Source organism: Pseudomonas sp. RT6P73 (genome assembly GCF_054897715.1).
In genome coordinates this window covers 3,967,746-3,994,295 of record NZ_JBUBUV010000002.1, presented here as the reverse complement: position 1 = coordinate 3,994,295, position 26,550 = coordinate 3,967,746, and the positions used below count along the sequence as shown (strand labels likewise).

Sequence of the window (26,550 nt, the reverse complement as noted above, 5' to 3'; positions counted from 1 at the left end):
TAGTCTAGCTGTAGCGATCACGTTGGATGATGATCTGGCAGTGCTAATGCAAGGGACCTCATGAAGCAAAAGCGGACTCTCGGAACCCCAAGGTTGTTGGGCATCGTCTGGCCATTTATTGCCGTAGTGCTATTTCAAGCGCTGTTGGGCGGGGTCAGTCTTTATGTGCTTTCGGCGGTTCGCGGCTATGTGGCCGGGGAAAGCCTGTGGTCCAAGGGCCAGAAGGACGCCATCTATTACCTCAATCTCTACGCGGACAGTCGCGATGAGGCCATTTTCCTCAAGTACCAGAACGCCATTGCCGTACCGCAAGGTGGCCACGAATTGCGCGTGGCGCTGGATCACCAGCCACCGAATATCGAAGCCGCGCGAGTGGCGATCCTCAAGGGTGGCAATCACCCGGACGACGTCTCCAGCCTGATCTGGCTGTACCTCAATTTCCGGCATTTCAGCTACCTGGAAAAAGCCATCGACCGCTGGACGGTGGGTGACGCCTACCTGGTGCAACTCGATAGCGTCGCCTGGGAGATGCATCAGCGCATTACCGAAAGTCAGGCCTCGGACGCCGACATCAAGCGCTGGAAGGATCAGATATTTGCGATCAACGATGGTGTGACGCCCGCAGCCAAAGCCTTCAGCGATGCCTTGGGCGAGGGCTCGCGCTTGATTCTGCGCCTGCTGCTGGTGACCAACCTGGCCACGGCCCTGGGCTTGATTGCGTTGGCCCTGATGCGCACCCACAAACTGCTCAAGCAGCGCCATGCCTTTGCCGAGGCCCTGCAATTGGAGAAAGACCGAGCGCAGATCACCCTGCAATCCATTGGCGACGGGGTGATCACCACGGATGTCGACGGTGCAATCGCCTACATGAACCCGGCTGCCGAAGCGTTGACACACTGGAAGGGTGAGCAAGCCGTCGGTTTGCCGCTGGCGGCTTTGTTCAATCTGCTGGATGAAAACGCTCAGACCGATGGTTTTACCTTGATCGAGCACATTTTGAGCGGACAGCTCAGCGGCGGCAGCGAACATTCCAAACTGATCCAGCGCCTTGATGGCAGCACCGTTTCGGTCACCCTGGTGGGGGCGCCGATCCGCAATGCCGGCAAGGTCAGTGGCGCCGTGCTGGTGTTGCATGACATGACTCAGGAGCGGCAGTACATCGCCAATCTGTCCTGGCAGGCGACCCATGACGCCTTGACCGGGCTGGCCAATCGTCGCGAGTTCGAATATCGCCTGGAGCAGGCGCTGCACAACCTGACCCGGTACGCCGGGCGCCATGCCTTGATGTTCCTTGACCTGGACCAGTTCAAACTGGTCAACGATACCTGCGGCCATGCGGCGGGTGATGAGCTGCTACGGCATATCTGCGCGCTGTTGCAATCGGGACTGCGCGAAGGTGACACCCTGGCCCGGCTGGGCGGCGACGAGTTCGGTATTTTGCTGGAAAACTGTCCTCCGGAAGCGGCCGAGAAAATTGCCGAGAGCCTGCGCCATACCGTGCAGAACCTGCACTTTGTCTGGAAAGGCCGGCCATTCGTCACGACGGTGAGCATCGGGATGGTTCATGTTGCACAGAACCCGACCACCCTCGAAGCTTCGCTGCGTGCGGCTGATATGGCCTGTTACATGGCCAAGGAAAAGGGACGTAACCGTGTTCAGGTGTATAACGCCGATGATTCGGAGCTGTCCCTGCGTTTCGGTGAGATGGCATGGGTACAGCGCCTGCACATGGCACTGGAAGAGGATCGCTTTTGCCTGTACTCACAGGAAATCGCACCCCTTGGACATACCGAACACGGCGGCGGGCATATAGAAATCCTGTTGCGTCTGCATGATGAAGCCGGGCGCATGATATTGCCTGACAGTTTTATTCCGGCCGCCGAACGTTATGGCCTGATGACGGCACTTGATCGTTGGGTAGTGCAGAACGTCTTCAAGATTATTGCCCAATGTATAGCCGAAGAACGCAAAGGTCCTTTGGCCATGTGTGCGATTAATCTGTCAGGCACTACTATCGGAGATGACGCGTTTCTGGACTTCCTGAAGGAACAGTTTGTTGTATGGGCCATTCCACCTGAAATGATTTGTTTTGAAATTACAGAAACCAGTGCAATTTCAAATCTGGGAAGTGCAATTAGATTTATTAATGAACTCAAAGGTTTAGGCTGCCACTTTTCATTGGATGACTTTTGCGCCGGGATGTCCTCATTCGCCTACTTGAAACATTTACCTGTAGACTTCTTGAAGATCGATGGAAGTTTCGTAAAGGACATGCTGGACGACCCGATTAACCGCGCCATGGTAGAAGTGATTAACCACATCGGCCATGTCATGGGTAAGCGTACGATTGCCGAGTTTGTAGAAACACCCCAGATCGAGCAGGCATTGCTGGAGATCGGGGTGGATTTCGCTCAAGGGTATGTCATTGAACGCCCGCATCTGTTTACCTGCGATAGTTTGCAAAGTCGTCCTGCCAGGCCTCAACCTTTGTTATTCAAGGCGCCTGGCACGTTCCGTTGAAATCTCTTGCTGATCCTAACAATCACAATCAAAAGGAGCCCGACAGTGATCGACACATTCAACCGAACCGGACCACTCATGGAAGCTGCAAGTTATCCCGTATGGGCGCAACAGCTCATCAAGGATTGCAGCGAGAGTAAGCGCCGGGTTGTCGAACACGAACTGTATCAGCGCATGCGAGACAATAAGCTCAGCGCAAAGACCATGCGACAGTACCTTATTGGTGGCTGGCCCGTAGTTGAACAGTTCGCGTTATACATGGCACAAAACCTGACCAAGACTCGTTTTGCCCGCCATCCAGGTGAAGACATGGCGCGTCGCTGGTTGATGCGTAACATTCGTGTCGAACTGAACCATGCCGATTACTGGGTAAACTGGAGTCGGGCTCATGGTGTGAGCCTGGAAGATCTTCAAGCGCAACATGTTGCCCCTGAGTTGCACGCGTTAAGCCATTGGTGCTGGCATACCAGTTCGGCGGATTCGTTGATTGTCGCCATTGCCGCGACCAACTACGCCATCGAAGGCGCGACTGGGGAGTGGTCGGCACTGGTCTGCTCCAATGGGGTCTACGCGGCAGCGTTCCCTGAGGAAGATCGCAAGCGGGCCATGAAGTGGTTGAAGATGCACGCCCAGTACGACGATGCCCACCCATGGGAAGCGCTGGAAATCATCTGCACGCTGGCGGGCATGAACCCGAGCAAGTCCCTGCAAGTGGAGTTGCGCGAGGCTGTCTGCAAGAGCTACGACTACATGCACCTGTTTCTGGAGCGCTGCATGCAACTGGAACACTCGGAAAAGGCTCCGGTCGCGCGTGAGCGCATGATATTGGCCGAAAGCTGATCCATAGGCAACACGCACTAAAAATGTGGGAGCGAGCCTGCTCGCGAAAGCGGAATATCAGTCAACATCATCGTTGAATGTTAGTCCGCTATCGCGAGCAGGCTCGCTCCCACATGTGTTTTACGGTATTGCTGATTTAGCCCGCCATAGCCAACCGGTTACGCCCTTCGCGCTTGGCGACATACAGCGCGCTGTCGGCCCGTCGTAACAAACTCTCGGCAGACTCGCCCGGCAGCAGGGTCGAGCAACCGAGGCTAACCGTCAGCTCGACCATATTGCCATCGGCTTTATAGTTTTGCGCCTGCGCGGCAAACCGCAGACGTTCACCGACCATGGCGGCGGCTTCCCGGCTGGTGTTGGACAGCAGGATCAGGAACTCTTCGCCCCCAAACCGGAACACCATGTCCACGTTGCGCAGCTGGTTCTTGATCGAGGCTGCGACAGCCTTGAGTACGTCATCGCCCGCACTGTGGCCGTAATTGTCGTTAACGTTTTTGAAGTGATCGATGTCCAGCATCAGTAGCGACAACGGCATCAAATGGCGTCGGGACATCTCTATTTCACGTTGCAAGGTCTGATCCATGGCGACGCGGTTGCCGGTGTCGGTCAATGGATCGCGCAATGCGCTTTGAGTCGCGGCTCGGTAGAGCAGGGCGTTACGCATAGGGAACAGAAGAGTGGACAGCAACGACTCCAGATTGCCCTGTTCGTATTCGCTGAATCGCTGATTGCGGCGGAACACCAGTTCACCCAGGTTCTCGCCGTCATGGCTGAGGCTGTAAGTGACTGAATGATGGCCGCGCTGACCGAACTCCAGGCGCAAGTCGCTGGCCGGGTGCTGATAGTTCAGCGCATCCAGCGGTACGAGGCGCTGAATCTCGCGGAAGAAAAGCCCGAGAATGCGTTGTGGCTCAAGACTGGTTTGCAGCTGCTGGCCGAGTTGCTGGCGCAATTGTGCAAGGCTGAATGGCCGCTCCAGAATGGGAGGTTGCTGACCAAAGCCCAGGCGTTGCAATTTGGCGCTGTCGAAGTCAATTGCGTTGGTCTGGGATGGTGATTTCATATGGCATGAGCCCCTAAGCAGTAAGGCTGTCTTACAGGCTGGGTGAGAGCGGCTTTGGGCTGCGCGTCATACTGGTCCATCAGTCCCGTAGGACATTTGGCGCAAGTTTAGTCCGCTTTATCGAAGATTAGTAACCTATCGACTGAGGCGTCCGCCCGATTGCTTTCACACGGCGTGTCTGAGCAAATTTAGAGCGAAAGTCATGCCAATGAGTTCCTTCTAATAAAAAGCGTTCCAAATCAATAATTTGAGAGGGTTTTGATGATTTTGTGCCCGGAAGGACGACGGCGATTTGACTGAAGCGGGCATAGTTACAAGGCACTTTGAGTGTCGCGCCGGGAAATCGACGCGACACAAAAAGCGACGTGCGGTTACTACTGAGCGTTAAAAGCCTGGCCGTTGATGCCCGTGCTGTCCGGGCCCATCAGGTAGAGGTAGACGGGCATGATCTCCTCGGGCGTCGGGTTGTTCAGTGGATTTTCACCCGGGTAGGCCTGGGCGCGCATGCTGGTGCGGGTGGCGCCCGGGTTGATGCTGTTGGAGCGCACTGGTGCCACGGTGTCGACTTCGTCGGCCAGGGTTTGCATCAGGCCTTCGGTGGCGAACTTGGACACGCCATAAGCGCCCCAGTACGCACGCCCCTTGCGACCGACGCTGCTGGAGGTGAACACTACCGAAGCGTCCTGGGACAGCTTGAGCAGGGGCAGCAAGGTGCTGGTGAGCATGAACATGGCGTTGACGTTGACGTGCATGACGCGCATGAAGTTCTCGCCGGACAGCTGCTCGATCGGCGTGCGCGGACCAATGATCGACGCGTTATGCAGCAAACCGTCGAGGTGGCTGAACTCTGTTTCGATCATCGCGGCCAGCTCGTCATATTGATGAGGCAGCGCGGTTTCCAGGTTGAACGGGATTACCGCAGGTTGCGGATGCCCGGCCGCTTCGATCTCGTCATAGACCTGAGTCAGGTTGGCTTCGGTCTTGCCCAGCAGCAATACGGTTGCGCCATGGGCGGCGTAGGTTTTCGCCGCCGCAGCGCCAATGCCGCGACCTGCGCCGGTGACCAGGATGACCCGGTCCTTGAGCAATTCAGGGCGGGCGGAATAATCAAACATAAGAAACCTCACAACAATTCAACACAAAGGCGGACACCGAACCTGTGGCGAGGGAGCTTGCTCCCGCTCGGCTGCGAAGCAGTCGTCAAATCAGCAGATATGGTGTGCCTGACAGAATGCGGTTGTAGATAGAGGGGGCGCTTCGCGCCCCAGCGGGAGCAAGCTCCCTCGCCACAAAATCTGCGACCCTCAACAGCTGCAGAGGGCGCTATCCAACACCTTGCGCAACTCCAGCGGATGATCAACCACCACATCCGCCCCCCAATGCCGCGGGTTGTCGTCCGGGTGAATGTACCCATAGGTCACGGCAGCCGTTTTGGTGCCGGCATCGCGACCGGACTCGATATCGCGCAGGTCATCGCCCACAAACAGCACGCTGGCCGGGTCCAGGTTGAGCATCTTGCACGCAAGGATCAACGGTTCAGGATCCGGCTTGCTGTTCTTTACGTGGTCCGGGCAGATCAGCAGCGCCGAGCGTTCAGCCAGCCCCAGTCGTTGCATGATCGGCTCGGCGAAGCGCACAGGTTTGTTGGTCACCACGCCCCAGATCAGGTTGGCTTTCTCGATATCGGCCAGCAGTTCGCCCATGCCGTCGAACAGCTTGCTGTGAACCGCGCAATCCTTGAGGTAGCGCTCGAGGAACTCCAGGCGCAGTGCTTCAAAGCCTGGAGATTCCGGGTCCATGGAAAAGGTCACGGCGACCATCGCCTTGGCGCCGCCGGAAATTTCGTCGCGGATGTGTTTGTCGTTCACTGGCGGCAAGCCGCGATCGGCGCGCATCGCCTGGCAGATGGCAATGAAGTCCGGCGCGGTGTCGAGCAGCGTGCCGTCCATGTCGAAAAGGACTGCTCTGATACGCATCGGCTTATTCCTCCCGCAGGGTCTGGATCATGTAGTTGACGTCCACATCGGCCGCCAGTTTGTAGTGCTTGGTCAGCGGGTTGTAAGTCAGCCCGATGATGTCCTTGACGGTCAGGCCGGCCATGCGGCTCCAGGCACCCAACTCGGAAGGGCGGATGAATTTCTTGAAGTCGTGAGTGCCACGTGGCAGCAGCTTCATGATGTATTCAGCGCCGACGATGGCGAACAGATACGCCTTCGGATTGCGGTTGATGGTGGAGAAGAACACCTGTCCACCCGGTTTGACCATTTTGAAGCAAGCGCGGATCACCGACGATGGATCCGGTACATGCTCGAGCATTTCCAGGCAGGTAACCACGTCGAACTGCTCAGGCATTTCTTCTGCCAGTGCTTCGGCGGTGATCTGCCGGTATTCGACGCTCACGCCGGATTCCAGCTGATGCAATTGCGCGACCGCCAACGGCGCTTCGCCCATGTCGATGCCCATGACGGTAGCGCCGCGCTGGGCCATGGCTTCACTGAGAATGCCGCCACCGCAGCCCACATCGAGGACTTTCTTGCCGGCCAGGTTGACCCGCTCGTCAATCCAGTTGACCCGCAGCGGGTTGATGTCATGCAGCGGTTTGAACTCGCTTTCGCGGTCCCACCAGCGATGGGCCAGGGCTTCGAATTTGGCGATTTCGGCGTAGTCGACGTTGCTCATGGTTTAAGTCCTCTAAAACTTGAAAAATCCTGTTGCCCCGGTATTCAGTCCGGGGGGCTTACTATTCGGTGTGGCCGCTGATGCGTTGACCCCAGGCCTTGGCGGTGGCGCAGAGCTGTTCTTCGTCCAGGCGGGTCAGGCGACGGTCGTCGAGCAGTTGCTTGCCGGCGACCCACAGGTGTTTCACGCAGTCCCGGCCGGTGGCGTATATAAGCTGCGAAACCGGATCGTAGACCGGTTGCTGCGCCAGGCCCGACAGGTCGAACGCCACGATGTCCGCAGCTTTGCCGACTTCCAGCGAGCCGACTTCAGCCTCGATCCCCAGCGCGCGGGCGCCGTTGAGCGTGGCCATACGCAGCGCGCGATGGGCGTCCAGCGCGGTTGCCGTGCCGGCGACAGCCTTGGCCAGCAGCGCGGCAGTGCGGGTTTCGCCGAGCAGATCGAGGTCATTATTACTGGCCGCGCCATCGGTACCGACGGCGACATTGACGCCGGCCTGCCACAGGCGTTCGACCGGGCAGAAGCCGCTGGCCAGCTTGAGGTTGGATTCCGGGCAATGAATCACATTGGTGTTGCTTTCTACCAGCAACACCAGGTCTTCATCGCTGATCTGGGTCATGTGAACGGCCTGGAAGCGCGGCCCGAGCAAGCCAAGGCGCCCGAGTCGAGCCAGTGGCCGTTCACCGCGCTGCTCGACCGATTGCTGCACTTCGAAAGCGGTTTCGTGGACATGCATGTGAATCGATGCGTCCAGTTCCTCGGCGATCACCCGGATTTTTTCCAGGTTTTCATCGCCCACGGTGTAGGGCGCATGGGGGCCGAACGTAACTTTGATGCGCTCGTGGTGCTTGAGATCGCCGAACAATTCAACGCCCTGACGAATGGCCTCGTCCGCCGTGCTGGCGCCCGGGATCGGGAAGTCGAGGATCGGGATCGCGATCTGCGCGCGAATACCGCTGTTATGCACCCGCTCGCTGGCAACCTTCGGGAAGAAATACATGTCAGAGAAGCAGGTGATGCCACCTTTTATCTGCTCGGCGATGGCCAGGTCAGTACCATCGCGCACGAAAGCTTCATCGACCCACTTGGCCTCGGCGGGCCAAATGTGGTTTTCCAGCCAGGTCATCAGCGGCAGATCGTCGGCCAGGCCCCGGAACAATGTCATCGCCGCATGCCCATGGGCATTGATCAGGCCGGGGCTGAGCAATATGTCCGGCAACTCGCGCACTTCGGTTGCGTTAAGCTTCAGCGCAGCCGACCGCGGGCCGATAAACACGATGCGCCCGTCGCGAATGCCCAGGCCGTGCTCTTTGAGGACAACACCAGCGGGTTCGACGGGTACCAGCCAGGTCGGCAGCAATAACAGGTCGAGCGCAGCGGCAGTGTTCGGCATCGAAGGTCGGTTCCAGTGCTTTTGTAAAGGATGGCGAAGTATACCCGAGCGTCTTCGCGGGGGGATCGCTATAATCGGCGGCTTTTGTTCATGAGTGCGGGGTGTGGGATGCGCGATCGACTGTTGGCTGCGGAGAAGGTGAAGGCCATCGATTGGCGTGATGGTGCCCTGTACCTGCTGGATCAGCGTATTTTGCCGTTCGAGGAAACGTGGATCGCCTACACCAGCGCCGCTGGCGTGGCCGAGGCCATTCGCTCGATGGTGGTGCGCGGCGCGCCGGCGATTGGCATCAGTGCCGCGTATGCCATGGTGCTGGCCGCCCGCGCCCGAATTGCCGAGGGCGGTGACTGGCAGGCCGCGTGGGAAGAGGATTACGCGTTGCTGGCCGATTCCCGTCCCACGGCGGTGAATCTGTTCTGGGCCTTGGCCCGCATGCGTGACCGCCTTGATCGTCTCAAGGGCAATGCCGACCCTCTGGCGGCGCTGGAGGCGGAGGCCATCGCCATTCATGAAAGCGATCGCGAAGCCAACCTGACCATGGCGCAATTGGGTGTAGACCTGATCCGCAAGCACCAGGGCAACGCCCAGGCCATCCTGACCCATTGCAACACCGGCGCACTGGCCACCGGCGGCTTCGGCACGGCGCTGGGGGTGATTCGCGGGGCCTTCATCGAAGGCATGGTCGAGCGCATCTACGCCGACGAAACCCGCCCATGGCTGCAAGGTTCGCGATTGACTGCATGGGAATTGGCCAATGAAGGCATTCCCGTGACCGTCAACGCCGACTCCGCCGCTGCGCACATCATGAAAACCAAGGGCGTGACCTGGGTGATCGTCGGCGCGGACCGGATCACCGCCAATGGCGACGTGGCCAACAAGATCGGCACTTATCAGCTGGCGGTCAACGCCATGCACCACGGCGTGCGCTTCATGGTGGTGGCGCCGAGTTCGACCATCGACATGAACCTGGCCAGCGGCGACGAAATTCCTATTGAAGAGCGTGATGGCCGCGAGTTGCTGGAAGTCGGCGGCAATCGGGTAGGAGCGGATGTCGATGCGTTCAACCCGGTGTTCGACGTGACCCCGGCAGACCTGATCGATGCGATCGTCACCGAAAAAGGCATCGTCGAACGCCCGGACACCGCGAAAATGGCGCAGTTGATGTGCCGTAAGCGACTGCATTGATTGGCCGTGGCGTTCGAAAGGACGCCATCGCCAGCAGGCTGGCTCCCACAGGGTTTGTGATCGACACGGACCAAATGTGGGAGCCAGCCTGCTGGCGATTAGGGTCTGAAAGTCAATAAACATCTGTAATTCAGCCCCGGATTCTGCATTCTCAGCAGCTCTAAGCCCCTCTCGTCTCCTTCAAGCCTGCCACCAGTCAACTAACTACACTCCATGCGCATCTGGGGGATAGGTGCGTGGCGGCTCTTGTGATAACATCCGGCGTTTTCCGAGGCAGTCCCACGGGGTTGTCTTTACTGCGCAAATCCATGGTTCATCTTGTTGATTTGTCGTAAGTCGGTGCATGGCACTCAGCCTGCAGCGGCGAGCTTCGTTCGTCCCATATGGATGTGACGAAGTTTCACCAGAAAAAGGAATCGAGCTTCTCATGGGCGAACTGGCCAAAGAAATCCTCCCGGTCAATATCGAAGACGAGCTGAAGCAGTCCTACCTCGACTACGCGATGAGCGTAATCGTCGGGCGGGCCCTGCCGGATGCGCGCGATGGCTTGAAGCCCGTGCACCGGCGTGTGCTGTTCGCGATGAGCGAGCTGGGCAACGACTTCAACAAGCCGTACAAGAAATCTGCCCGTGTTGTCGGTGACGTCATCGGTAAGTATCACCCGCACGGTGATACCGCGGTGTACGACACCATCGTCCGGATGGCGCAGCCCTTCTCGCTGCGCTACCTGCTGGTAGACGGTCAGGGCAACTTCGGTTCCGTGGACGGCGACAACGCCGCCGCCATGCGATACACCGAAGTGCGCATGACCAAGCTGGCGCACGAGCTGCTGGCTGACCTGCATAAAGAAACCGTGGACTGGGTGCCGAACTACGACGGCACCGAAATGATCCCGGCGGTCATGCCGACCCGTATTCCCAACCTGTTGGTCAACGGCTCCAGCGGTATCGCCGTGGGCATGGCGACCAACATCCCACCGCACAACCTCGGTGAAGTCATCGACGGTTGCCTGGCCCTCATCGACAACCCTGAGTTGACCATCGATGAGCTGATGCAATACATCCCCGGTCCGGACTTCCCGACTGCCGCGATCATCAACGGTCGCGCCGGCATCATCGAAGCCTACCGCACCGGTCGCGGGCGCATTTACATGCGCGCCCGCTCGATGATCGAAGACATCGACAAGGTCGGTGGCCGTCAGCAGATCGTCATCACCGAACTCCCATACCAGCTGAACAAGGCCCGTCTGATCGAGAAGATCGCCGAGTTGGTAAAAGAGAAGAAGCTCGAAGGCATCACCGAACTGCGCGACGAGTCCGACAAGGACGGTATGCGCGTCGTGATCGAGCTGCGTCGCGGCGAAGTGCCTGAGGTGATCCTCAACAATCTCTACGCCCAGACCCAGCTGCAAGCCGTATTCGGTATCAACATCGTTGCGCTGATCGATGGCCGTCCGCGGATCCTGAACCTCAAGGACCTGCTGGAAGCCTTCGTTCGCCACCGTCGCGAAGTGGTAACCCGCCGTACCGTTTTCGAACTGCGCAAAGCCCGCGAACGTGGCCACATCCTGGAAGGTCAAGCGGTTGCCCTGTCGAACATCGACCCGGTCATCGCCCTGATCAAGGCTTCGCCGACGCCGTCGGAAGCCAAGGAAGCGCTGATCAAGACCGCGTGGGAATCTTCCGCGGTGGTCGCGATGGTCGAGCGCGCCGGTGCCGACTCTTGCCGTCCAGAGACCCTGGACCCGCAATACGGTCTGCGCGAAGGCAAATACTTCCTGTCGCCGGAACAGGCACAAGCCATTCTGGAACTGCGTCTGCACCGTCTGACCGGTCTGGAACACGAAAAGCTGCTGGCCGAGTATCAAGAGATCCTCAACCAGATCGGCGAGCTGATCCGCATCCTCAGCAGCGCTACGCGCCTGATGGAAGTGATCCGCGAAGAGCTGGAAGTGATCCGCGCCGAATACGGCGACGTGCGCCGCACCGAAATTCTCGATGCCCGTCTCGATCTGACCCTGGGTGACATGATCCCGGAAGAAGAGCGCGTCGTGACCATCTCCCACGGTGGCTACGCCAAGACCCAGCCTTTGGCTGCGTACCAGGCTCAGCGTCGTGGCGGTAAAGGCAAATCGGCGACCGGCGTGAAGGATGAGGATTACATTGCTCACCTGCTGGTCGCCAACAGCCACACCACGCTGCTGCTGTTCTCCAGCAAAGGCAAAGTGTACTGGCTGAAAACCTACGAAATTCCGGAAGCATCCCGCGCTGCCCGTGGTCGTCCGTTGGTCAACCTGCTGCCGCTGGACAGTGATGAGTACATCACCACCATGCTGCCGGTCGAGGAATACACCGAAGGTCACTTCATCTTCATGGCCACTGCCAAAGGCACCGTGAAGAAGACCCCGCTGGAATCCTTCAGCCGTCAACGCAGCGTCGGCCTGATCGCGCTGGAGCTGGACGAAGGTGACGTACTGATTTCTGCCGCCATTACCGATGGCGAACGCGAAGTCATGCTGTTCTCCGACGGCGGCAAGGTCACTCGGTTCAAGGAAACCGACGTTCGCGCCATGGGCCGTACCGCTCGCGGTGTCCGCGGCATGCGTCTGCCGGAAGGCCAGAAGCTGATTTCCATGCTGATCCCGGAAGAAGGCAGCGAGATCCTCACCGCTTCGGCCCGTGGTTTCGGCAAGCGCACGGCGATCTCCGAGTTCCCTGAGTACAAGCGTGGCGGTCAGGGCGTTATCGCCATGGTCAGCAACGACCGTAACGGCCGTCTGGTCGGCGCGGTCCAGGTGCTTGATGGCGAGGAAATCATGCTGATTTCCGATCAGGGCACCCTGGTGCGTACCCGTGTCGACGAAGTCTCCAGTCTGGGTCGTAACACCCAGGGTGTAACCCTGATCAAACTCGCCAGTGATGAAACGCTGGTCGGTCTGGAGCGGGTTCAGGAGCCGTCGGAAGTCGAGGGCGAAGAGCTTGAGGGTGAAGAGGGTGCGGTGTTCGACGGCGAAGTCGTGATCGACGACGTTGTTGAAGATCAGCAACTCGACGCCGCTGCTGACGAAGAGCCACAAGAGTAAGTGGACAAACAGGGGGCGGATGAAAATTCGCCCCCTTGTTGTTTGTCCGGACGAAAAATTCGAAATCGGTGGAGATCCCCTTGTGGGAGCGAGCCTGCTCGCGATGCAGGCGCTGCGGTACCTCTAAAACACCGCGGTGATGCATTCGCGAGCAGGCTCGCTCCCACAGATGTTTTGCTTTATCAGGGATCTGTGTCGATTGATGTTGTGATTTATTGCGTGATTACCACCAAATCAGAGCGAGATTGGATGTGAGCAAGAGAGCCTATAACTTCTGTGCCGGTCCTGCGGCACTTCCCGAAGCTGTCCTGCAGCGCGCCCAGGGTGAACTCCTTGATTGGCACGGCAAGGGCCTGTCGGTCATGGAAATGAGCCATCGCAGTGATGAGTTCGTGTCCATCGCCACCAAGGCCGAGCAGGATCTGCGTGATCTGCTGAATATCCCTTCGAACTATAAAGTGCTGTTTCTGCAAGGCGGCGCCAGCCAGCAATTTGCTCAGATCCCTCTGAACCTGTTGCCGGAAGGTGGCACGGCCGACTATATCGACACCGGTATCTGGTCGCAGAAAGCCATCGAAGAAGCTTCGCGCTACGGAAACGTCAACGTTGCCGCTACCGCCAAGCCTTACGACTATTTCGCCATTCCCGGTCAGAACGAATGGAGCCTGTCGAAAGACGCGGCCTACGTTCACTACGCGCCGAACGAAACCATTGGCGGTCTGGAATTCAATTGGGTTCCGGAAACCGGTGACGTTCCGCTGGTCGCCGACATGTCCTCGGACATCCTCTCGCGTCCGATCGATGTTTCGCGCTTCGGCATGATCTACGCCGGCGCACAGAAAAACATCGGCCCGAGCGGCATCGTCGTCAACATCGTTCGTGAAGACCTGTTGGGTCACGCCCGTTCCCTGTGCCCGACCATGCTCAACTACAAGGTCGCGGCCGATAACGGTTCGATGTACAACACCCCGCCAACCTTGGCCTGGTATCTGTCCGGTCTGGTATTCGAGTGGCTGAAAGAGCAGGGTGGTGTTGAAGCCATCGGCAAGCTCAACGAAGTGAAGCAGCGCACGCTGTACGACTTCATTGACGCCAGCGGTTTGTACAGCAACCCGATCAACAAGTCGGATCGCTCGTGGATGAACGTGCCGTTCCGCCTGGCTGACGATCGTCTCGACAAGCCATTCCTGGTCGGTGCCGAGGAGCGTGGCCTGCTGAACCTCAAGGGTCACCGTTCCGTGGGTGGCATGCGTGCCTCCATCTATAACGCCGTCGACATCGTTGCGGTCAACGCACTGGTTTCGTACATGGCAGAGTTCGAGAAGGAACACGGCTAATGTCTGAGCAAGAACTCAAGGCACTGCGCGTTCGCATTGATGCCCTGGACACCAAAGTCCTGGAGCTGATCAGCGAGCGCGCACGCTGCGCCCAGGAAGTTGCGCGAGTAAAGATGGCCTCGCTGGCCGAAGGCGAAGTGCCGGTGTTCTATCGTCCTGAGCGTGAAGCTCAGGTGCTCAAGCGCGTGATGGAGCGCAACCAGGGGCCGCTGGGCAACGAAGAGATGGCGCGCTTGTTCCGCGAAATCATGTCCTCGTGCCTGGCCCTCGAACAGCCGCTGAAAGTGGCTTATCTCGGTCCTGAAGGCACCTTCACCCAAGCCGCAGCCATGAAACACTTCGGTCACGCCGTGATCAGCAAGCCGATGGCTGCAATCGACGAAGTGTTCCGTGAAGTGGCGGCCGGTGCGGTGAATTTTGGCGTGGTTCCGGTAGAAAACTCCACCGAAGGCGCGGTCAACCACACACTCGACAGCTTCCTCGAACACGACATGGTCATCTGTGGCGAAGTCGAGTTGCGGATTCACCACCACTTGCTGGTGGGTGAAAACACCAAGACCGACAGCATCAGCCGCATCTACTCCCACGCCCAGTCCCTGGCCCAGTGCCGCAAGTGGCTGGACGCGCACTACCCGAATGTCGAGCGCGTGGCGGTTTCGAGCAACGCCGAAGCGGCCAAGCGGGTCAAGGGTGAGTGGAACTCGGCGGCGATTGCCGGCGACATGGCGGCAGGCCTGTACGGGCTGACCCGTCTGGCCGAAAAAATCGAGGATCGCCCGGACAACTCCACGCGCTTCCTGATGATCGGCAGCCAGGAAGTGCCGCCGACCGGCGACGACAAGACCTCGATCATCGTCTCCATGAGCAACAAGCCCGGTGCGCTCCACGAGTTGCTGGTGCCGTTCCACGACAACGGCATCGACCTGACGCGAATCGAGACGCGTCCTTCGCGCAGCGGTAAATGGACCTACGTGTTCTTCATCGACTTCGTCGGCCACCACCGTGATCCGTTGATCAAAGGTGTATTGGAAAAGATCAGTCAGGAAGCAGTAGCACTCAAAGTGCTGGGTTCCTACCCGAAAGCAGTTCTTTAAGGGGTAGCAAATGAGTGGTGACTTCCTCGCTCTGGCACAGCCGGGCGTGCAACAACTTTCGCCTTATGTTCCGGGCAAGCCCGTGGACGAACTGGCGCGCGAGCTGAACATCGATCCGGCCAAAATCATCAAGCTGGCCAGCAATGAAAACCCGTTGGGCGCCAGTCCGAAGGCGCTGGCGGCCATTCGCGAAGAACTGGCCGAGCTGACCCGTTATCCGGACGGCAACGGTTTCGCGCTCAAAACCTTGCTGGCCGATCAGTGCCGCGTCGAGCTGAATCAGGTGACGCTGGGCAACGGTTCCAACGACATTCTGGAGCTGGTGGCGCGCGCTTATCTGGCGCCCGGCCTGAACGCAGTGTTCAGCGAGCATGCCTTTGCGGTCTATCCGATCGTCACGCAAGCCGTCGGCGCTACGGCCAAAGTGATCCCGGCCAAAAACTGGGGTCATGATCTGTCGGCCATGCTGGCCGCGATCGATGCCGATACCCGTGTGGTGTTCATCGCCAACCCGAACAACCCGACCGGAACCTGGTTCGGTGCCGAAGCGCTGGACGAATTCCTGCAGGACGTGCCGGAACACGTGCTGGTGGTGCTGGACGAGGCCTACATCGAATACGCCGAAGGTGGCGACTTGCCGGATGGCCTGGACTTCCTGGCGGCGTACCCGAACCTGCTGGTCTCGCGCACGTTCTCCAAGGCTTATGGCCTGGCAGCGCTGCGGGTTGGTTACGGCTTGTCCACCGCCGTGGTCGCCGATGTGCTGAACCGCGTACGTCAGCCGTTCAACGTGAACAGCCTGGCCCTGGCCGCTGCGTGCGCTGCACTGCAAGACACCGATTACCTGGCTGAAAGCCGCCGCCTGAACGAATCCGGCATGCAGCAACTGGAAGCGGGTTTCCGTGAGCTGGGGCTGAGCTGGATTCCGTCCAAGGGCAACTTCATCTGCGTCGATATGGGGCAGGTGGCTGCGCCGATCTTCCAGGGGTTGCTGCGCGAAGGCGTGATCGTGCGTCCGGTGGCCAACTACGGCATGCCGAACCATCTGCGCATCACCATCGGTTTGCCGGCTGAAAACAGCCGCTTCCTTGAGGCGCTGACCAAGGTTCTGGCACGTGGTTGATGTCACTGCACTGCAATCTGCTGAACCTATGATCGGTCGCCTGGTGGTGGTCGGTCTGGGGTTGATCGGCGGTTCGTTTGCCAAGGGACTGCGTGAAAGTGGCCTGTGTCGCGAAGTGGTCGGGGTCGATCTCGACCCGCAATCGCGCAAGCTGGCGGTTGAGCTGGGCGTGGTGGATCGTTGCGAAGAAGACCTGGCGGTTGCTTGCCAGGGCGCGGACGTGATTCAACTCGCCGTGCCGATTCTCGCCATGGAAAAAATGCTTGGCCGATTGGCCGGCATGGACCTGGGGCAAGCGATTCTGACCGACGTCGGCAGTGCCAAAGGTAATGTGGTGCGTGCCGCGACCGAAGCGTTTGGCGGTATGCCGGCGCGATTCGTGCCGGGCCATCCGATTGCCGGTTCCGAGCAGAGCGGGGTGGAAGCCTCCAATGCCGAACTGTTCCGTCGCCATAAAGTGATATTGACGCCGCTGGATCAAACCGATCCGGCTGCGCTGGCCGTGGTCGACCGTTTGTGGCGCGAATTGGGTGCCGATGTCGAGCACATGCAGGTCGAGCGTCACGACGAAGTGTTGGCGGCGACCAGCCATTTGCCGCACTTGTTGGCGTTCGGTCTGGTCGATTCACTGGCCAAACGCAATGAAAACCTTGAGATCTTCCGTTACGCTGCCGGCGGTTTCCGCGACTTCACAAGAATCGCGGGTAGCGACCCGGTCATGTGGCACGACATCTTCCTCGCCAACCGCGAAGCTGTCCTGCGCACACTCGATACATTTCGCAGCGACCTCGACGCCTTGCGCGACGCGGTCGATGCAGGGGATGGGCACCAATTGTTGGGCGTTTTCACTCGCGCCCGGGTTGCCCGCGAACATTTCAGTAAAATCCTGGCACGCCGGGCTTATGTGGACGCTATGAACTCCAACGACCTGATTTTCCTGGCACAACCTGGTGGCCGCCTGACTGGGCGGATTCGCGTACCGGGCGATAAATCGATTTCCCACCGTTCGATCATGCTCGGCTCCCTGGCCGAAGGCGTCACTGAAGTGGAAGGTTTCCTTGAGGGCGAAGACGCTCTGGCAACCTTGCAAGCCTTCCGTGACATGGGCGTTGTGATCGAAGGTCCGCACCATGGTCGCGTGACCATTCACGGCGTCGGCCTGCATGGCCTGAAGCCTGCGCCGGGCCCGATCTATCTGGGCAACTCCGGCACCTCGATGCGCCTGCTGTCGGGCCTGCTGGCTGCGCAGGACTTCGACAGCACGCTGACCGGCGATGCTTCGCTGTCCAAGCGTCCGATGAATCGCGTGGCCAATCCGCTGCGTGAAATGGGCGCCGTGATCGAGACCGCCGCCGAAGGTCGTCCGCCGATGATCATCCGTGGCGGCAACAAGCTCAAAGGCCTGACTTACACCATGCCGATGGCCAGTGCTCAGGTTAAATCCTGCCTGCTGCTGGCCGGCCTGTACGCCGAAGGCAAGACCACCGTCACCGAGCCGGCTCCGACTCGCGATCACACCGAGCGCATGCTGCGTGGCTTCGGCTACCCGGTCACTGTCAATGGTGCTACCGCGTCGGTCGAGTCCGGCCACAAGCTGACGGCGACTCACATTGAAGTACCGGGCGATATCTCGTCTTCTGCCTTCTTCCTAGTCGCCGCGTCGATCGCCGAAGGTTCGGAGTTGGTGCTTGAGCACGTCGGCATCAACCCGACCCGTACCGGCGTGATCGACATTCTACGTCTGATGGGCGCTGACATCACCCTGGAAAACCAGCGTGAAGTCGGCGGCGAGCCTGTGGCTGATCTGCGCGTACGTGCAGCTAAACTCAAAGGTATCGAGATTCCCGAGGCGCTGGTTCCGCTGGCCATCGACGAGTTCCCGGTGCTGTTCGTGGCCGCGGCCTGTGCCGAAGGGCGCACCGTGTTGCGCGGCGCCGAAGAGCTGCGAGTCAAGGAGTCGGACCGTATCCAGGTCATGGCTGATGGCTTGTTGGCGCTGGGCGTCAAATGCGAACCGACCCCGGACGGCATCATCATCGACGGCGGCCTGATTGGCGGCGGCGAAGTGCATGGTCACGGCGATCACCGGATTGCCATGGCCTTCAGCGTGGCTTCGCTGCGCGCCACCGCACCGATCCGCATCCATGACTGTGCCAACGTCGCGACGTCGTTCCCGAACTTCCTCGCGCTGTGCGCGCAGGTCGGTATCCGTGTTGCACAAGAGGCTCAGTCGTGAATATCAAGCCACCGGTCATCACCATCGACGGGCCTAGCGGCTCGGGCAAGGGCACCATCGCCGGGATTCTGGCCAAGCGATTGGGCTGGTGCCTGCTGGATTCCGGTGCGCTGTACCGTCTGCTGGCCTTCGCTGCACGTAACCATGGTGTCGATCTGACCAATGAAGAGTCGCTCAAGCTGCTGGCCGCTCATCTGGACGTGCAGTTCGTCGGAGCGACCGAAGGTCATCCACAGCGAATCATCCTCGAAGGTGACGATGTCACCGACGATTTGCGCAATGAACAGGTTGGCGCCTGGGCTTCCCAGGTGGCTGCCTTGCCGGCCGTTCGTGATGCCTTGCTTCAGCGCCAGCGGGCGTTTCAGGAGCCTCCGGGTCTGGTCGCCGATGGTCGCGACATGGGCACGGTGGTTTTTCCGGATGCGCCGCTGAAGATATTCCTCACTGCCAGTGCCGAGGAGCGTGCGCGCCGTCGATACTTGCAGTTGAAGGGCAAAGTCGATGGTGTTAGTCTGTCGAGTCTGCTAGATGAGATACGTGCACGCGATGAGCGTGACACCCAGCGAGCGGTAGCCCCGCTCAAGCCGGCGGCTGACGCCATACAGCTGGATTCCACGGAATTATCCATCGATCAGGTGTTGGAACGCATCATGAGCGAGATCGCACTCCGCGATATCGCCGGGTGACCAAGAGACTTCGCAGGGGACCAGTCATAGTCCTGCGCTGTTTCTTTAAATGAACGTAACCCACGTCGTCTGGGATGTGGAGATGGGCGTATTCTTCGCCCTTATCATCAGGAATTAAAATGAGCGAAAGCTTTGCGGAACTCTTTGAAGAAAGCCTAAAAACCCTGAACCTTCAGGCAGGCTCCATCATCACCGGTGTTATCGTTGATATCGATTACCAAGCTCGCTGGGTAACCGTTCACGCTGGCCTGAAGTCTGAAGCACTCATCCCGCTTGAGCAGTTCTACAACGATGCTGGCGAACTGACTATCAACGTCGGTGACGAAGTTCACGTTGCTCTGGACTCGGTTGAAGACGGCTTTGGCGAAACCAAGCTGTCCCGTGAAAAAGCCAAGCGCGCTGAATGCTGGATTGTTCTGGAAGCAGCCTTCGCAGCCGAAGAAGTGGTCAAGGGCGTTATCAACGGTAAGGTTAAAGGCGGCTTCACTGTCGACGTTAACGGCATCCGTGCGTTCCTGCCAGGTTCTCTGGTTGACGTCCGTCCTGTGCGCGACACCACGCACCTGGAAGGCAAAGAGCTGGAATTCAAGGTCATCAAGCTTGACCAGAAACGCAACAACGTTGTCGTTTCCCGTCGTAGCGTCCTCGAAGCCGAGAACTCCGCCGAGCGTGAAGCTCTGCTGGAATCCCTGCAGGAAGGCCAACAAGTCAAAGGTATCGTCAAGAACCTCACCGATTACGGCGCATTCGTCGATCTGGGTGGCGTCGATGGCCTGCTGCACATTACCGACATGGCTTGGAAGCGTATCAAGCATCCTTCCGAAATCGTCAACGTTGGCGACGAGATCGATGTCAAGGTTCTGAAGTACGATCGCGAACGCAATCGTGTTTCCCTGGGCCTCAAGCAACTGGGCGAAGATCCATGGGTTGCTATCAAAGCCCGTTACCCAGAAAGCACTCGCGTTACCGCTCGTGTAACCAACCTGACCGACTACGGCTGCTTCGCTGAGCTGGAAGAAGGCGTTGAAGGCCTGGTACACGTTTCCGAAATGGACTGGACCAACAAGAACATCCACCCTTCGAAAGTCGTACAAGTCGGCGACGAAGTGGAAGTTATGGTTCTGGACATCGACGAAGAGCGTCGTCGTATCTCCCTCGGCATCAAGCAGTGCAAATCTAACCCATGGGAAGATTTCTCTGGCCAGTTCAACAAGGGCGATAAAATCTCCGGCACCATCAAGTCGATCACCGATTTCGGTATCTTCATTGGTCTGGACGGCGGCATCGACGGTCTGGTTCACCTGTCCGACATCTCCTGGAACGAAGTGGGCGAAGAAGCCGTTCGCCGCTTCAAGAAGGGCGACGAGCTGGACACCGTTATCCTGTCGGTTGACCCAGAGCGCGAGCGTATCTCCCTGGGTATCAAGCAACTGGAAAGCGATCCGTTCTCCGAGTACGTTCAAGAGAACGACAAAGGCGCAATCGTTAAAGGCATCGTGAAAGAAGTTGACGCTAAAGGCGCCATCATCACTCTGGCTGACGATATCGAAGCGACTCTGAAAGCCTCCGAAATCAGCCGTGACCGCGTTGAAGACGCGCGCAACGTTCTGAAAGAAGGCCAGGAAGTAGAAGCCAAGATCATCAGCGTTGACCGCAAGAGCCGTGTAATCCAGCTCTCCATCAAGTCGAAAGACGATGCTGAAGAGAAAGAAGCAATCCAAAGCCTGCGCGACAAGCCAGCTTCGGATACCGCTGCTCCTGGTCCTACCACTCTGGGCGACCTGTTGCGTGCACAAATGGAAAAACAGAACTAAGTTCTGTCAGACCATAGAAAAAGGGCGACTTCGGTCGCCCTTTTTTGTGGGCGCGTTTTGACAAGCCTGACGTCGAAGGCCATACCAAACCCATCCCGTAGGAGTTGCGGAAGGCTGCGATCTCCTGATCTTCCAATCTTCCGCTTCATCACCAATCACACCCAACGCTGAACCATTCCCCCTCAATAACTGTCCCTTTCTTTAACAGGATCAAACGCTTAATTGCAGCTAATCTATAGCCTGAAGCAAATGCCAGTCGGGCAAAGCGTCCGGCATAAGGAAGTGAATGAACAAGCTCATTGTCACATTGGTTTTACTGACATTGGCGGGCTGTGCCACAGGTGCCAAAACTCACGCAGTACGCGGGGTCAGTGGTATTGAGGTTGATTGTTCAGGCTTGGGCTCAGGATGGGAGAAGTGCCAGAAGCGCGCAGCCAAGGAGTGCAGGGGAGCAGGTTACAAGGTGTTGGCAAGATCCGATGATGCGAATGATGAAGGCGAATACCCATTCGGCTTTAACCCCGCGGGCCTGGTAACGCGCACTATGTTGGTCATTTGCAGATAAAAATGGCGCGAGATTCACAATTCATTGCCCTGGAACTGGGCAGCGCAACGCTGGCGATGGCGTGGGAAAACTCGGACTGTTCAAAATCATCCGGTCATGCTAAAACCTTGGTAGCGATTTTCCTAGCTGCTTGAAAAAGAAGGGAAAAATATGACGAAGTCGGAGTTGATCGAACGAATTGTCACCCATCAAGGGCTGCTCTCATCAAAGGATGTGGAGCTAGCCATCAAGACCATGCTTGAACAAATGTCCCAATGCTTGGCCACCGGGGATCGGATTGAGATTCGTGGGTTCGGTAGTTTTTCATTGCATTACCGGGCGCCGCGGGTCGGGCGTAACCCTAAGACAGGGCAGTCTGTGAGCCTTGACGGGAAATTCGTTCCGCATTTCAAGCCGGGGAAAGAGCTGAGAGATCGGGTGAATGAGGAAGAAGACGATGTCATCTAAAATTAGGACTGAGGTTTAGGTGAGTAAGCTAAAAAAAGTAGTCAGTCTGACACTGATATTTCTACTGCTTTTCTTTGTAGTCATATTTATGTTGGAAAATAACGAAAAAATAGCACTTGTTCTTTTGGGGTGGTCTACTCCACCACTATCGCTTTCTATATATATAGTTATAGCGGTGCTAGTGGGGTTGGGGCTGGGTGTTTTGCTGGGCTGGCTTAACCGCACCCGAAAACCCAAGAAGATCTGAGGTGGAAGAAATGCTATTGAAATCCAGTTGTTTATAACTGTTGATTCTGATTTTAGGGTGGCCAGATTTGTTCGCAGGTTGATAATAATTTGTAGTGACGAATTGAATCAATCTCAATGCTGAATAGCAGCTAAAACAATTAATTTTAAGAGCGGTCAAGTATGCGAAGTGATGAGAGTGGTGAAATTCGTGCTAACGAAATCGACCTGGCAAGAGTCGTCAATGTAATTTGGTTGCAAAAGTGGCTGATTTTCATCATTACGCTAGTAGTTGCATCAATTTTTGCGCTTTATGCATTTTTAGCTACACCTACTTACGAGGCAAAGTTTTACATATCGCCTCCCACGCTGGATGATGTCGCCAATTTGAATTATGGTCGCAACGGTGAGCTAAAACCATTCACGGTTGATGACGTTTATAAGGTTTTTTTGAGAAATCTTCAATCACAAACTTTGCGGCAGTCATTTTATCGCGAAGTGTATTTGCCAAATTTCAAAGTCAGCAATTCTGCCGAATCCGCTCCTGAATCCTACGACCGGTTTTCTAATCGCGTGAGCGTCGCTTCTCTTGATAAAGATCCAATGGGGCGCTGGTCTTTATCCATTCAGGATAGTAGCCCTGAAATCGTAACCAGTTGGGTGAGTTTGTACGCAGCCAGGGCAGAGAAGCTAGCTCAGCGCGAAGTTGTCAGTAACGCTACCAAGGAAGCATCCGTAATAGCGCGTAACCTGAAGCTGCAAATCAACTCGTTACGAGAGGCCGGGAAACAATTACGGGAAGATACAATATTTCGATTGAGTGAGGCGCTGGCAGTTGCCAAGGCTACTGGATTAGAAAAGTCAGTTGTGTTTGTGGGCGAGCGCTCTTCAGAACTGGCGGGAGATATGGTGGGCGGTTCTGCCTATATGCGGGGCACCAAAGCGCTTGAGGCGGAATTGGAAAACCTGAAAGCTCGGGGATCAAACGATCCATTTATTCCTGGTCTTCGACAGTTGCAAACCAGCTACGAATTTTATAAGGGCATCGAATTAGATGAGTATAAGGTTTCTGTATACCGTCAAGACGGTGACGTTCAAGAGCCAGTTAGTCCTATAAAACCTAAAAAAATAATGCTTATTGTCTTAGGTATCATGCTGGGTGGACTGCTCGGGATAGTGGTAGCGCTGGCACGTGGGTATCGTACCGAGCGATTCATCAAGTAGAGCCGAGAGCTTTTTTGGGTGAGGTAAGTACGATTAGAGGTACTTACCAAGCCACAGCTTTAAGACAATGTATTATTGGATTTAATTATAGCTTGTGCATCGATAGTATGTATCTATTTCATATCCGTCCGTTTGCATTCGCTAAACTAGCTAATGATACCGACAGGAGCTTTGTGCAGGCTATGGGGTGCCATCAGATTCTCGGGCAGGCTCAAAAACGTGCTGGCGAAAGCCTATAACCGGTAACCATACGGTCAATTCCATGAAGCCAAAACGTTTCATTGCAGGCATAATGCGGGCTTTAGGCGGGCTTGGCTGAGGCTTGGGATGCAGAGCTCCCACAGCCGCTTCTGCTGAAGGCGCTAAAGTCATCAGTACACGGACTTTTTTGCATGATTTACGATAAAGCGCAATTTGCTGTACATGGAATTCTAAACAGCATGGCGCACGTCGGTAGGGTGTTGCGCATTCTGCTGGGGTCTAGCGGCACAGACGGCTTGGCGTCGTCATCTGTAGCGACCCCGCTCTCATTGGGAGCTTTTTATTGAGTGCGAGGATGTATTTCATGAGGCGAGCTTGGCCTTGCGCTTTCGTCTCTGCAGAAACGAGACCTACCAAACCATTTTTCAAATTATTGCTCACCGTTGAGCTGGAGCCAGATTGATGTCGCAGCAAATGAAGACCAGTATCGCAAAGTTTAAGAACAAGGAAGCCCTGATTGGTATCGTCGGTTTAGGCTACGTCGGCCTGCCGTTAATGCTGCGTTACAACGCCATCGGTTTTCGCGTACTAGGGATTGATATTGATGCGAGCAAGGTTTCGAAGCTGAATGCTGGCGAGAGCTATATTGAACATATCGCAGAAGATAAAATCAAAAGTGCGCTAACTTCTGGGTTTGAGGCGACCACTGAATTCAGTCGCGCAGCTGAGTGTGATGCTTTAATACTTTGTGTTCCGACTCCGCTCAATAAGTACCGTGAACCGGATATGAGCTTTGTGATCAACACCACAGATGCTTTGAAAGGATATATGCGTGCGGGCCAGGTGATCTCGCTGGAAAGCACTACGTATCCGGGCACAACTCAAGAAGAGCTCTTGCCCCGAGTGCAAGAAAGTGGCTTGGTGGTGGGAACAGACATCTTTCTTGTTTACTCGCCGGAGCGTGAAGATCCAGGTAATCCTGATTTCGAAACCCGTACGATCCCCAAAATCATTGGCGGAGACACCTCGGCTTGCCTCGAGGTCGGAATAGCACTGTATGAGCAAGCCATTGATCAGGTTGTATCGGTAAGTTCGACCAAGGCAGCTGAAATGACGAAGCTGCTAGAGAATATTCACCGTGCGGTGAATATTGGTCTTGTCAACGAGATGAAGATCGTCGCTGACCGAATGGGTATAGATATTTTTGAGGTGGTGGACGCTGCTGCGACCAAGCCTTTTGGTTTCACGCCGTATTATCCAGGTCCAGGCCTCGGCGGGCATTGCATACCCATTGATCCGTTCTATCTGACTTGGAAAGCCCGGGAGTACGGTCTCCATACACGTTTTATTGAGTTGTCTGGTGAAGTCAATCAGGCCATGCCGGAGTACGTACTAGGAAAATTGATGGATGGGCTGAATGATTCAGGGAAAGCGTTGAAGGGCAGCAAAATTCTTGTTTTGGGTATTGCCTACAAGAAAAATGTCGACGATATGCGTGAGTCTCCGTCCGTAGAAATCATGGAGTTAATTGAGGCAAAAGGTGGGGTGGTTGCTTATTGCGATCCTCACGTGCCTGTATTCCCCAAAATGCGTGAACATCATTTTGATCTGAGCAGCGAAATCCTGTCTGCGGATAATATTGCAAGTTTTGATGCGTTAGTACTCGCTACGGATCATGATAAGTTTGATTATGAACTTATCAAGCAACACGCTAAGTTAATAGTTGATAGCCGTGGTAAGTACAGAGCGCCGGCAAGTCATATTATCAAGGCTTAAGATTGTTTGGTTGCGTCCTATTCGAGATATTATTGCATTCAAGAGGTCTCATGAAAAATTTTGCTCTAATCGGTGCTGCAGGTTATATTGCTCCACGCCACATGCGTGCGATCAAGGATACAGGTAACTCCCTGGTGTCTGCCTATGATATAAACGACTCTGTGGGTATCATTGATAGCATCTCACCGCAAAGCGAATTCTTTACCCAATTTGAACGCTTTGTAGAGCATGCGCACCAATTGAAGCGCGACCCCGCGACTGCACTGGATTACGTTGCGGTTTGCTCACCTAACTACTTGCATCATTCGCACATTGCAGCCGGATTACGTCTTGGTTGTGACGTTATCTGTGAAAAGCCACTTGTTCCAACGTCGGCGATTCTGGATGAGCTTGCGCGTGTAGAAAAGGAAACGGGTAAACGTGTCTACAATATTTTGCAGTTGCGCCATCATAAGGCGATTCTTGATCTAAAAGAGAAGGTCGCGCAGGAAAATAACACTGATAAGTATGACGTCGAGTTGACATACATTACGTCGCGCGGAAATTGGTATTCTGAAAGTTGGAAGGGTGATCCGCGTAAATCCTTTGGTTTAGCAACTAATATCGGCGTTCACTTCTACGACATGTTGCACTTTATTTTCGGAAAGTTGCAGCGCAATGTCGTTCATTTTACGTCGGAGCATAAAGCTGCGGGTTATTTGGAGTATGAGAAAGCCCGCGTTAAATGGTTCTTGTCAATCGATGCGAATGATCTTCCTCCAGCGGTAAAGGGTAAGAAACCCACTTATCGCTCCATTACAGTAGACGGGACGGAGATGGAATTTTCGGAAGGGTTTACCGATCTGCATACCGTCAGTTATCAGGAGATTCTGGCTGGACGTGGCTATGGCATTGAAGATGCCAGACATTGTGTAGAGACGGTTGAATATATTCGTGCAGCTCCGCAGGAGCCGGCCGCCCCGGGAGAGGGGCACCCGATTCTAACTCAGTTGATCAATTGATTTGACATGGCTGGGCGGCGCTCGACGCCGCCCAGATATTAGTGCCTGCGCTTGAGTCA

Annotated in this window: 20 protein-coding genes; 15 read left to right on the top strand and 5 right to left on the bottom strand. The window is 56.4% G+C overall.

The window, feature by feature from the left end:
* Nucleotides 1–60: 60 nt before the first annotated feature.
* Nucleotides 61–2,520, top strand: coding sequence for an EAL domain-containing protein (locus tag ACYZT6_RS18695; RefSeq protein WP_462028154.1), 2,460 nt, complete (start codon nt 61–63; stop codon nt 2,518–2,520).
* Between the two features lie 78 nt (nt 2,521–2,598).
* Entirely contained in the window at nt 2,599–3,360 is a 762-nt protein-coding gene (locus ACYZT6_RS18690) for a TenA family transcriptional regulator (protein WP_462028153.1), read from the top strand.
* A gap of 136 nt (nt 3,361–3,496) precedes the next feature.
* On the opposite strand, the gene ACYZT6_RS18685 is transcribed toward ACYZT6_RS18690, so the two are convergent.
* From ACYZT6_RS18685 to ACYZT6_RS18665, 5 genes are all read right to left on the bottom strand, one after another.
* Entirely contained in the window at nt 3,497–4,423 is a 927-nt protein-coding gene (locus ACYZT6_RS18685) for a GGDEF domain-containing protein (protein ID WP_462028152.1), read from the bottom strand.
* 374 nt (nt 4,424–4,797) lie between these two features.
* Nucleotides 4,798–5,538, bottom strand: coding sequence for a YciK family oxidoreductase (locus ACYZT6_RS18680; RefSeq protein ID WP_462028151.1), 741 nt, complete (start codon nt 5,536–5,538; stop codon nt 4,798–4,800).
* Between the two features lie 189 nt (nt 5,539–5,727).
* On the bottom strand, nt 5,728–6,399 hold the full coding sequence (gene mupP, locus ACYZT6_RS18675) for an N-acetylmuramic acid 6-phosphate phosphatase MupP (RefSeq protein ID WP_462028150.1): 672 nt from the start codon (nt 6,397–6,399) through the stop codon (nt 5,728–5,730).
* 4 nt (nt 6,400–6,403) lie between these two features.
* Nucleotides 6,404–7,102, bottom strand: coding sequence for a bifunctional 2-polyprenyl-6-hydroxyphenol methylase/3-demethylubiquinol 3-O-methyltransferase UbiG (gene ubiG / locus ACYZT6_RS18670; protein ID WP_109633737.1), 699 nt, complete (start codon nt 7,100–7,102; stop codon nt 6,404–6,406).
* 61 nt (nt 7,103–7,163) lie between these two features.
* A complete protein-coding gene (locus ACYZT6_RS18665) occupies nt 7,164–8,495 on the bottom strand; it encodes a TRZ/ATZ family hydrolase (RefSeq protein ID WP_462028149.1) in 1,332 nt (443 codons plus the stop codon).
* Between the two features lie 108 nt (nt 8,496–8,603).
* Between ACYZT6_RS18665 and mtnA the strand changes: the two genes are divergently transcribed.
* The 13 genes from mtnA (at nt 8,604) to wbpB (ending at nt 26,491) form a co-directional block, all read left to right on the top strand.
* The gene (gene mtnA / locus ACYZT6_RS18660; protein ID WP_462028148.1) at nt 8,604–9,680 is read left to right on the top strand and encodes an S-methyl-5-thioribose-1-phosphate isomerase; all 1,077 of its coding nucleotides are present in this window, start codon (nt 8,604–8,606) and stop codon (nt 9,678–9,680) included.
* 427 nt (nt 9,681–10,107) lie between these two features.
* Entirely contained in the window at nt 10,108–12,762 is a 2,655-nt protein-coding gene (gene gyrA, locus ACYZT6_RS18655; RefSeq protein ID WP_461975578.1) for a DNA gyrase subunit A, read from the top strand.
* Between the two features lie 251 nt (nt 12,763–13,013).
* Nucleotides 13,014–14,099 (top strand): 3-phosphoserine/phosphohydroxythreonine transaminase, encoded by a 1,086-nt coding sequence (serC, locus tag ACYZT6_RS18650; protein WP_462028147.1) that lies wholly within the window; start codon nt 13,014–13,016, stop codon nt 14,097–14,099.
* Nucleotides 14,099–15,193, top strand: a complete 1,095-nt coding sequence (gene pheA, locus ACYZT6_RS18645; protein ID WP_028620536.1) for a prephenate dehydratase — start codon at nt 14,099–14,101, stop codon at nt 15,191–15,193. The genes serC and pheA overlap by 1 nt, the downstream gene beginning before the upstream one ends.
* Nucleotides 15,194–15,203: 10 nt before the next feature.
* Complete coding sequence (gene hisC / locus ACYZT6_RS18640) at nt 15,204–16,316, top strand: histidinol-phosphate transaminase (RefSeq protein ID WP_462028146.1); 1,113 nt, start codon at nt 15,204–15,206, stop codon at nt 16,314–16,316.
* Nucleotides 16,317–16,344: 28 nt separating this feature from the next.
* Nucleotides 16,345–18,552 carry a bifunctional prephenate dehydrogenase/3-phosphoshikimate 1-carboxyvinyltransferase gene (locus ACYZT6_RS18635; RefSeq protein ID WP_462029980.1) on the top strand — a complete coding sequence of 736 codons (2,208 nt, stop codon included), beginning with the start codon at nt 16,345–16,347 and terminating at the stop codon, nt 18,550–18,552.
* Nucleotides 18,549–19,238, top strand: a complete 690-nt coding sequence (gene cmk / locus ACYZT6_RS18630) for a (d)CMP kinase (protein ID WP_131061367.1) — start codon at nt 18,549–18,551, stop codon at nt 19,236–19,238. Before ACYZT6_RS18635 ends, cmk begins: the two co-directional genes overlap by 4 nt.
* Nucleotides 19,239–19,357: 119 nt before the next feature.
* Nucleotides 19,358–21,052, top strand: coding sequence for a 30S ribosomal protein S1 (gene rpsA, locus ACYZT6_RS18625; RefSeq protein WP_074874771.1), 1,695 nt, complete (start codon nt 19,358–19,360; stop codon nt 21,050–21,052).
* 286 nt (nt 21,053–21,338) lie between these two features.
* Nucleotides 21,339–21,617 carry a hypothetical protein gene (locus ACYZT6_RS18620; RefSeq protein WP_462028145.1) on the top strand — a complete coding sequence of 93 codons (279 nt, stop codon included), beginning with the start codon at nt 21,339–21,341 and terminating at the stop codon, nt 21,615–21,617.
* 150 nt (nt 21,618–21,767) lie between these two features.
* Entirely contained in the window at nt 21,768–22,064 is a 297-nt protein-coding gene (ihfB, locus tag ACYZT6_RS18615) for an integration host factor subunit beta (RefSeq protein ID WP_462028144.1), read from the top strand.
* A 408-nt stretch (nt 22,065–22,472) separates the two neighbouring features.
* Entirely contained in the window at nt 22,473–23,513 is a 1,041-nt protein-coding gene (locus ACYZT6_RS18610; RefSeq protein WP_462028143.1) for an LPS O-antigen chain length determinant protein WzzB, read from the top strand.
* 675 nt (nt 23,514–24,188) lie between these two features.
* Nucleotides 24,189–25,490: a UDP-N-acetyl-D-glucosamine 6-dehydrogenase gene (wbpA, locus tag ACYZT6_RS18605; RefSeq protein ID WP_462029979.1), complete on the top strand. Its 1,302-nt coding sequence runs from the start codon at nt 24,189–24,191 to the stop codon at nt 25,488–25,490.
* A 50-nt stretch (nt 25,491–25,540) separates the two neighbouring features.
* Complete coding sequence (wbpB, locus tag ACYZT6_RS18600) at nt 25,541–26,491, top strand: UDP-N-acetyl-2-amino-2-deoxy-D-glucuronate oxidase (protein ID WP_462028142.1); 951 nt, start codon at nt 25,541–25,543, stop codon at nt 26,489–26,491.
* The last annotated feature ends 59 nt before the right edge of the window (nt 26,492–26,550 follow it).

Excerpts from the sequence above, each read along its gene's own strand:
- ACYZT6_RS18695 (WP_462028154.1), top strand. The coding sequence starts at position 61 with ATGAAGCAAAAGCGGACTCTCGGAACCCCAAGGTTGTTGGGCATCGTC.
- ACYZT6_RS18690 (WP_462028153.1), top strand. The coding sequence starts at position 2,599 with ATGGAAGCTGCAAGTTATCCCGTATGGGCGCAACAGCTCATCAAGGAT.
- ACYZT6_RS18685 (WP_462028152.1), bottom strand. The coding sequence starts at position 4,423 with ATGAAATCACCATCCCAGACCAACGCAATTGACTTCGACAGCGCCAAA.
- ACYZT6_RS18680 (WP_462028151.1), bottom strand. The coding sequence starts at position 5,538 with ATGTTTGATTATTCCGCCCGCCCTGAATTGCTCAAGGACCGGGTCATC.
- mupP (WP_462028150.1), bottom strand. The coding sequence starts at position 6,399 with ATGCGTATCAGAGCAGTCCTTTTCGACATGGACGGCACGCTGCTCGAC.
- ubiG (WP_109633737.1), bottom strand. The coding sequence starts at position 7,102 with ATGAGCAACGTCGACTACGCCGAAATCGCCAAATTCGAAGCCCTGGCC.
- ACYZT6_RS18665 (WP_462028149.1), bottom strand. The coding sequence starts at position 8,495 with ATGCCGAACACTGCCGCTGCGCTCGACCTGTTATTGCTGCCGACCTGG.
- mtnA (WP_462028148.1), top strand. The coding sequence starts at position 8,604 with ATGCGCGATCGACTGTTGGCTGCGGAGAAGGTGAAGGCCATCGATTGG.
- gyrA (WP_461975578.1), top strand. The coding sequence starts at position 10,108 with ATGGGCGAACTGGCCAAAGAAATCCTCCCGGTCAATATCGAAGACGAG.
- pheA (WP_028620536.1), top strand. The coding sequence starts at position 14,099 with ATGTCTGAGCAAGAACTCAAGGCACTGCGCGTTCGCATTGATGCCCTG.
- hisC (WP_462028146.1), top strand. The coding sequence starts at position 15,204 with ATGAGTGGTGACTTCCTCGCTCTGGCACAGCCGGGCGTGCAACAACTT.
- ACYZT6_RS18635 (WP_462029980.1), top strand. The coding sequence starts at position 16,345 with ATGATCGGTCGCCTGGTGGTGGTCGGTCTGGGGTTGATCGGCGGTTCG.
- rpsA (WP_074874771.1), top strand. The coding sequence starts at position 19,358 with ATGAGCGAAAGCTTTGCGGAACTCTTTGAAGAAAGCCTAAAAACCCTG.
- ACYZT6_RS18620 (WP_462028145.1), top strand. The coding sequence starts at position 21,339 with ATGAACAAGCTCATTGTCACATTGGTTTTACTGACATTGGCGGGCTGT.
- ihfB (WP_462028144.1), top strand. The coding sequence starts at position 21,768 with ATGACGAAGTCGGAGTTGATCGAACGAATTGTCACCCATCAAGGGCTG.
- ACYZT6_RS18610 (WP_462028143.1), top strand. The coding sequence starts at position 22,473 with ATGCGAAGTGATGAGAGTGGTGAAATTCGTGCTAACGAAATCGACCTG.
- wbpA (WP_462029979.1), top strand. The coding sequence starts at position 24,189 with ATGAAGACCAGTATCGCAAAGTTTAAGAACAAGGAAGCCCTGATTGGT.
- wbpB (WP_462028142.1), top strand. The coding sequence starts at position 25,541 with ATGAAAAATTTTGCTCTAATCGGTGCTGCAGGTTATATTGCTCCACGC.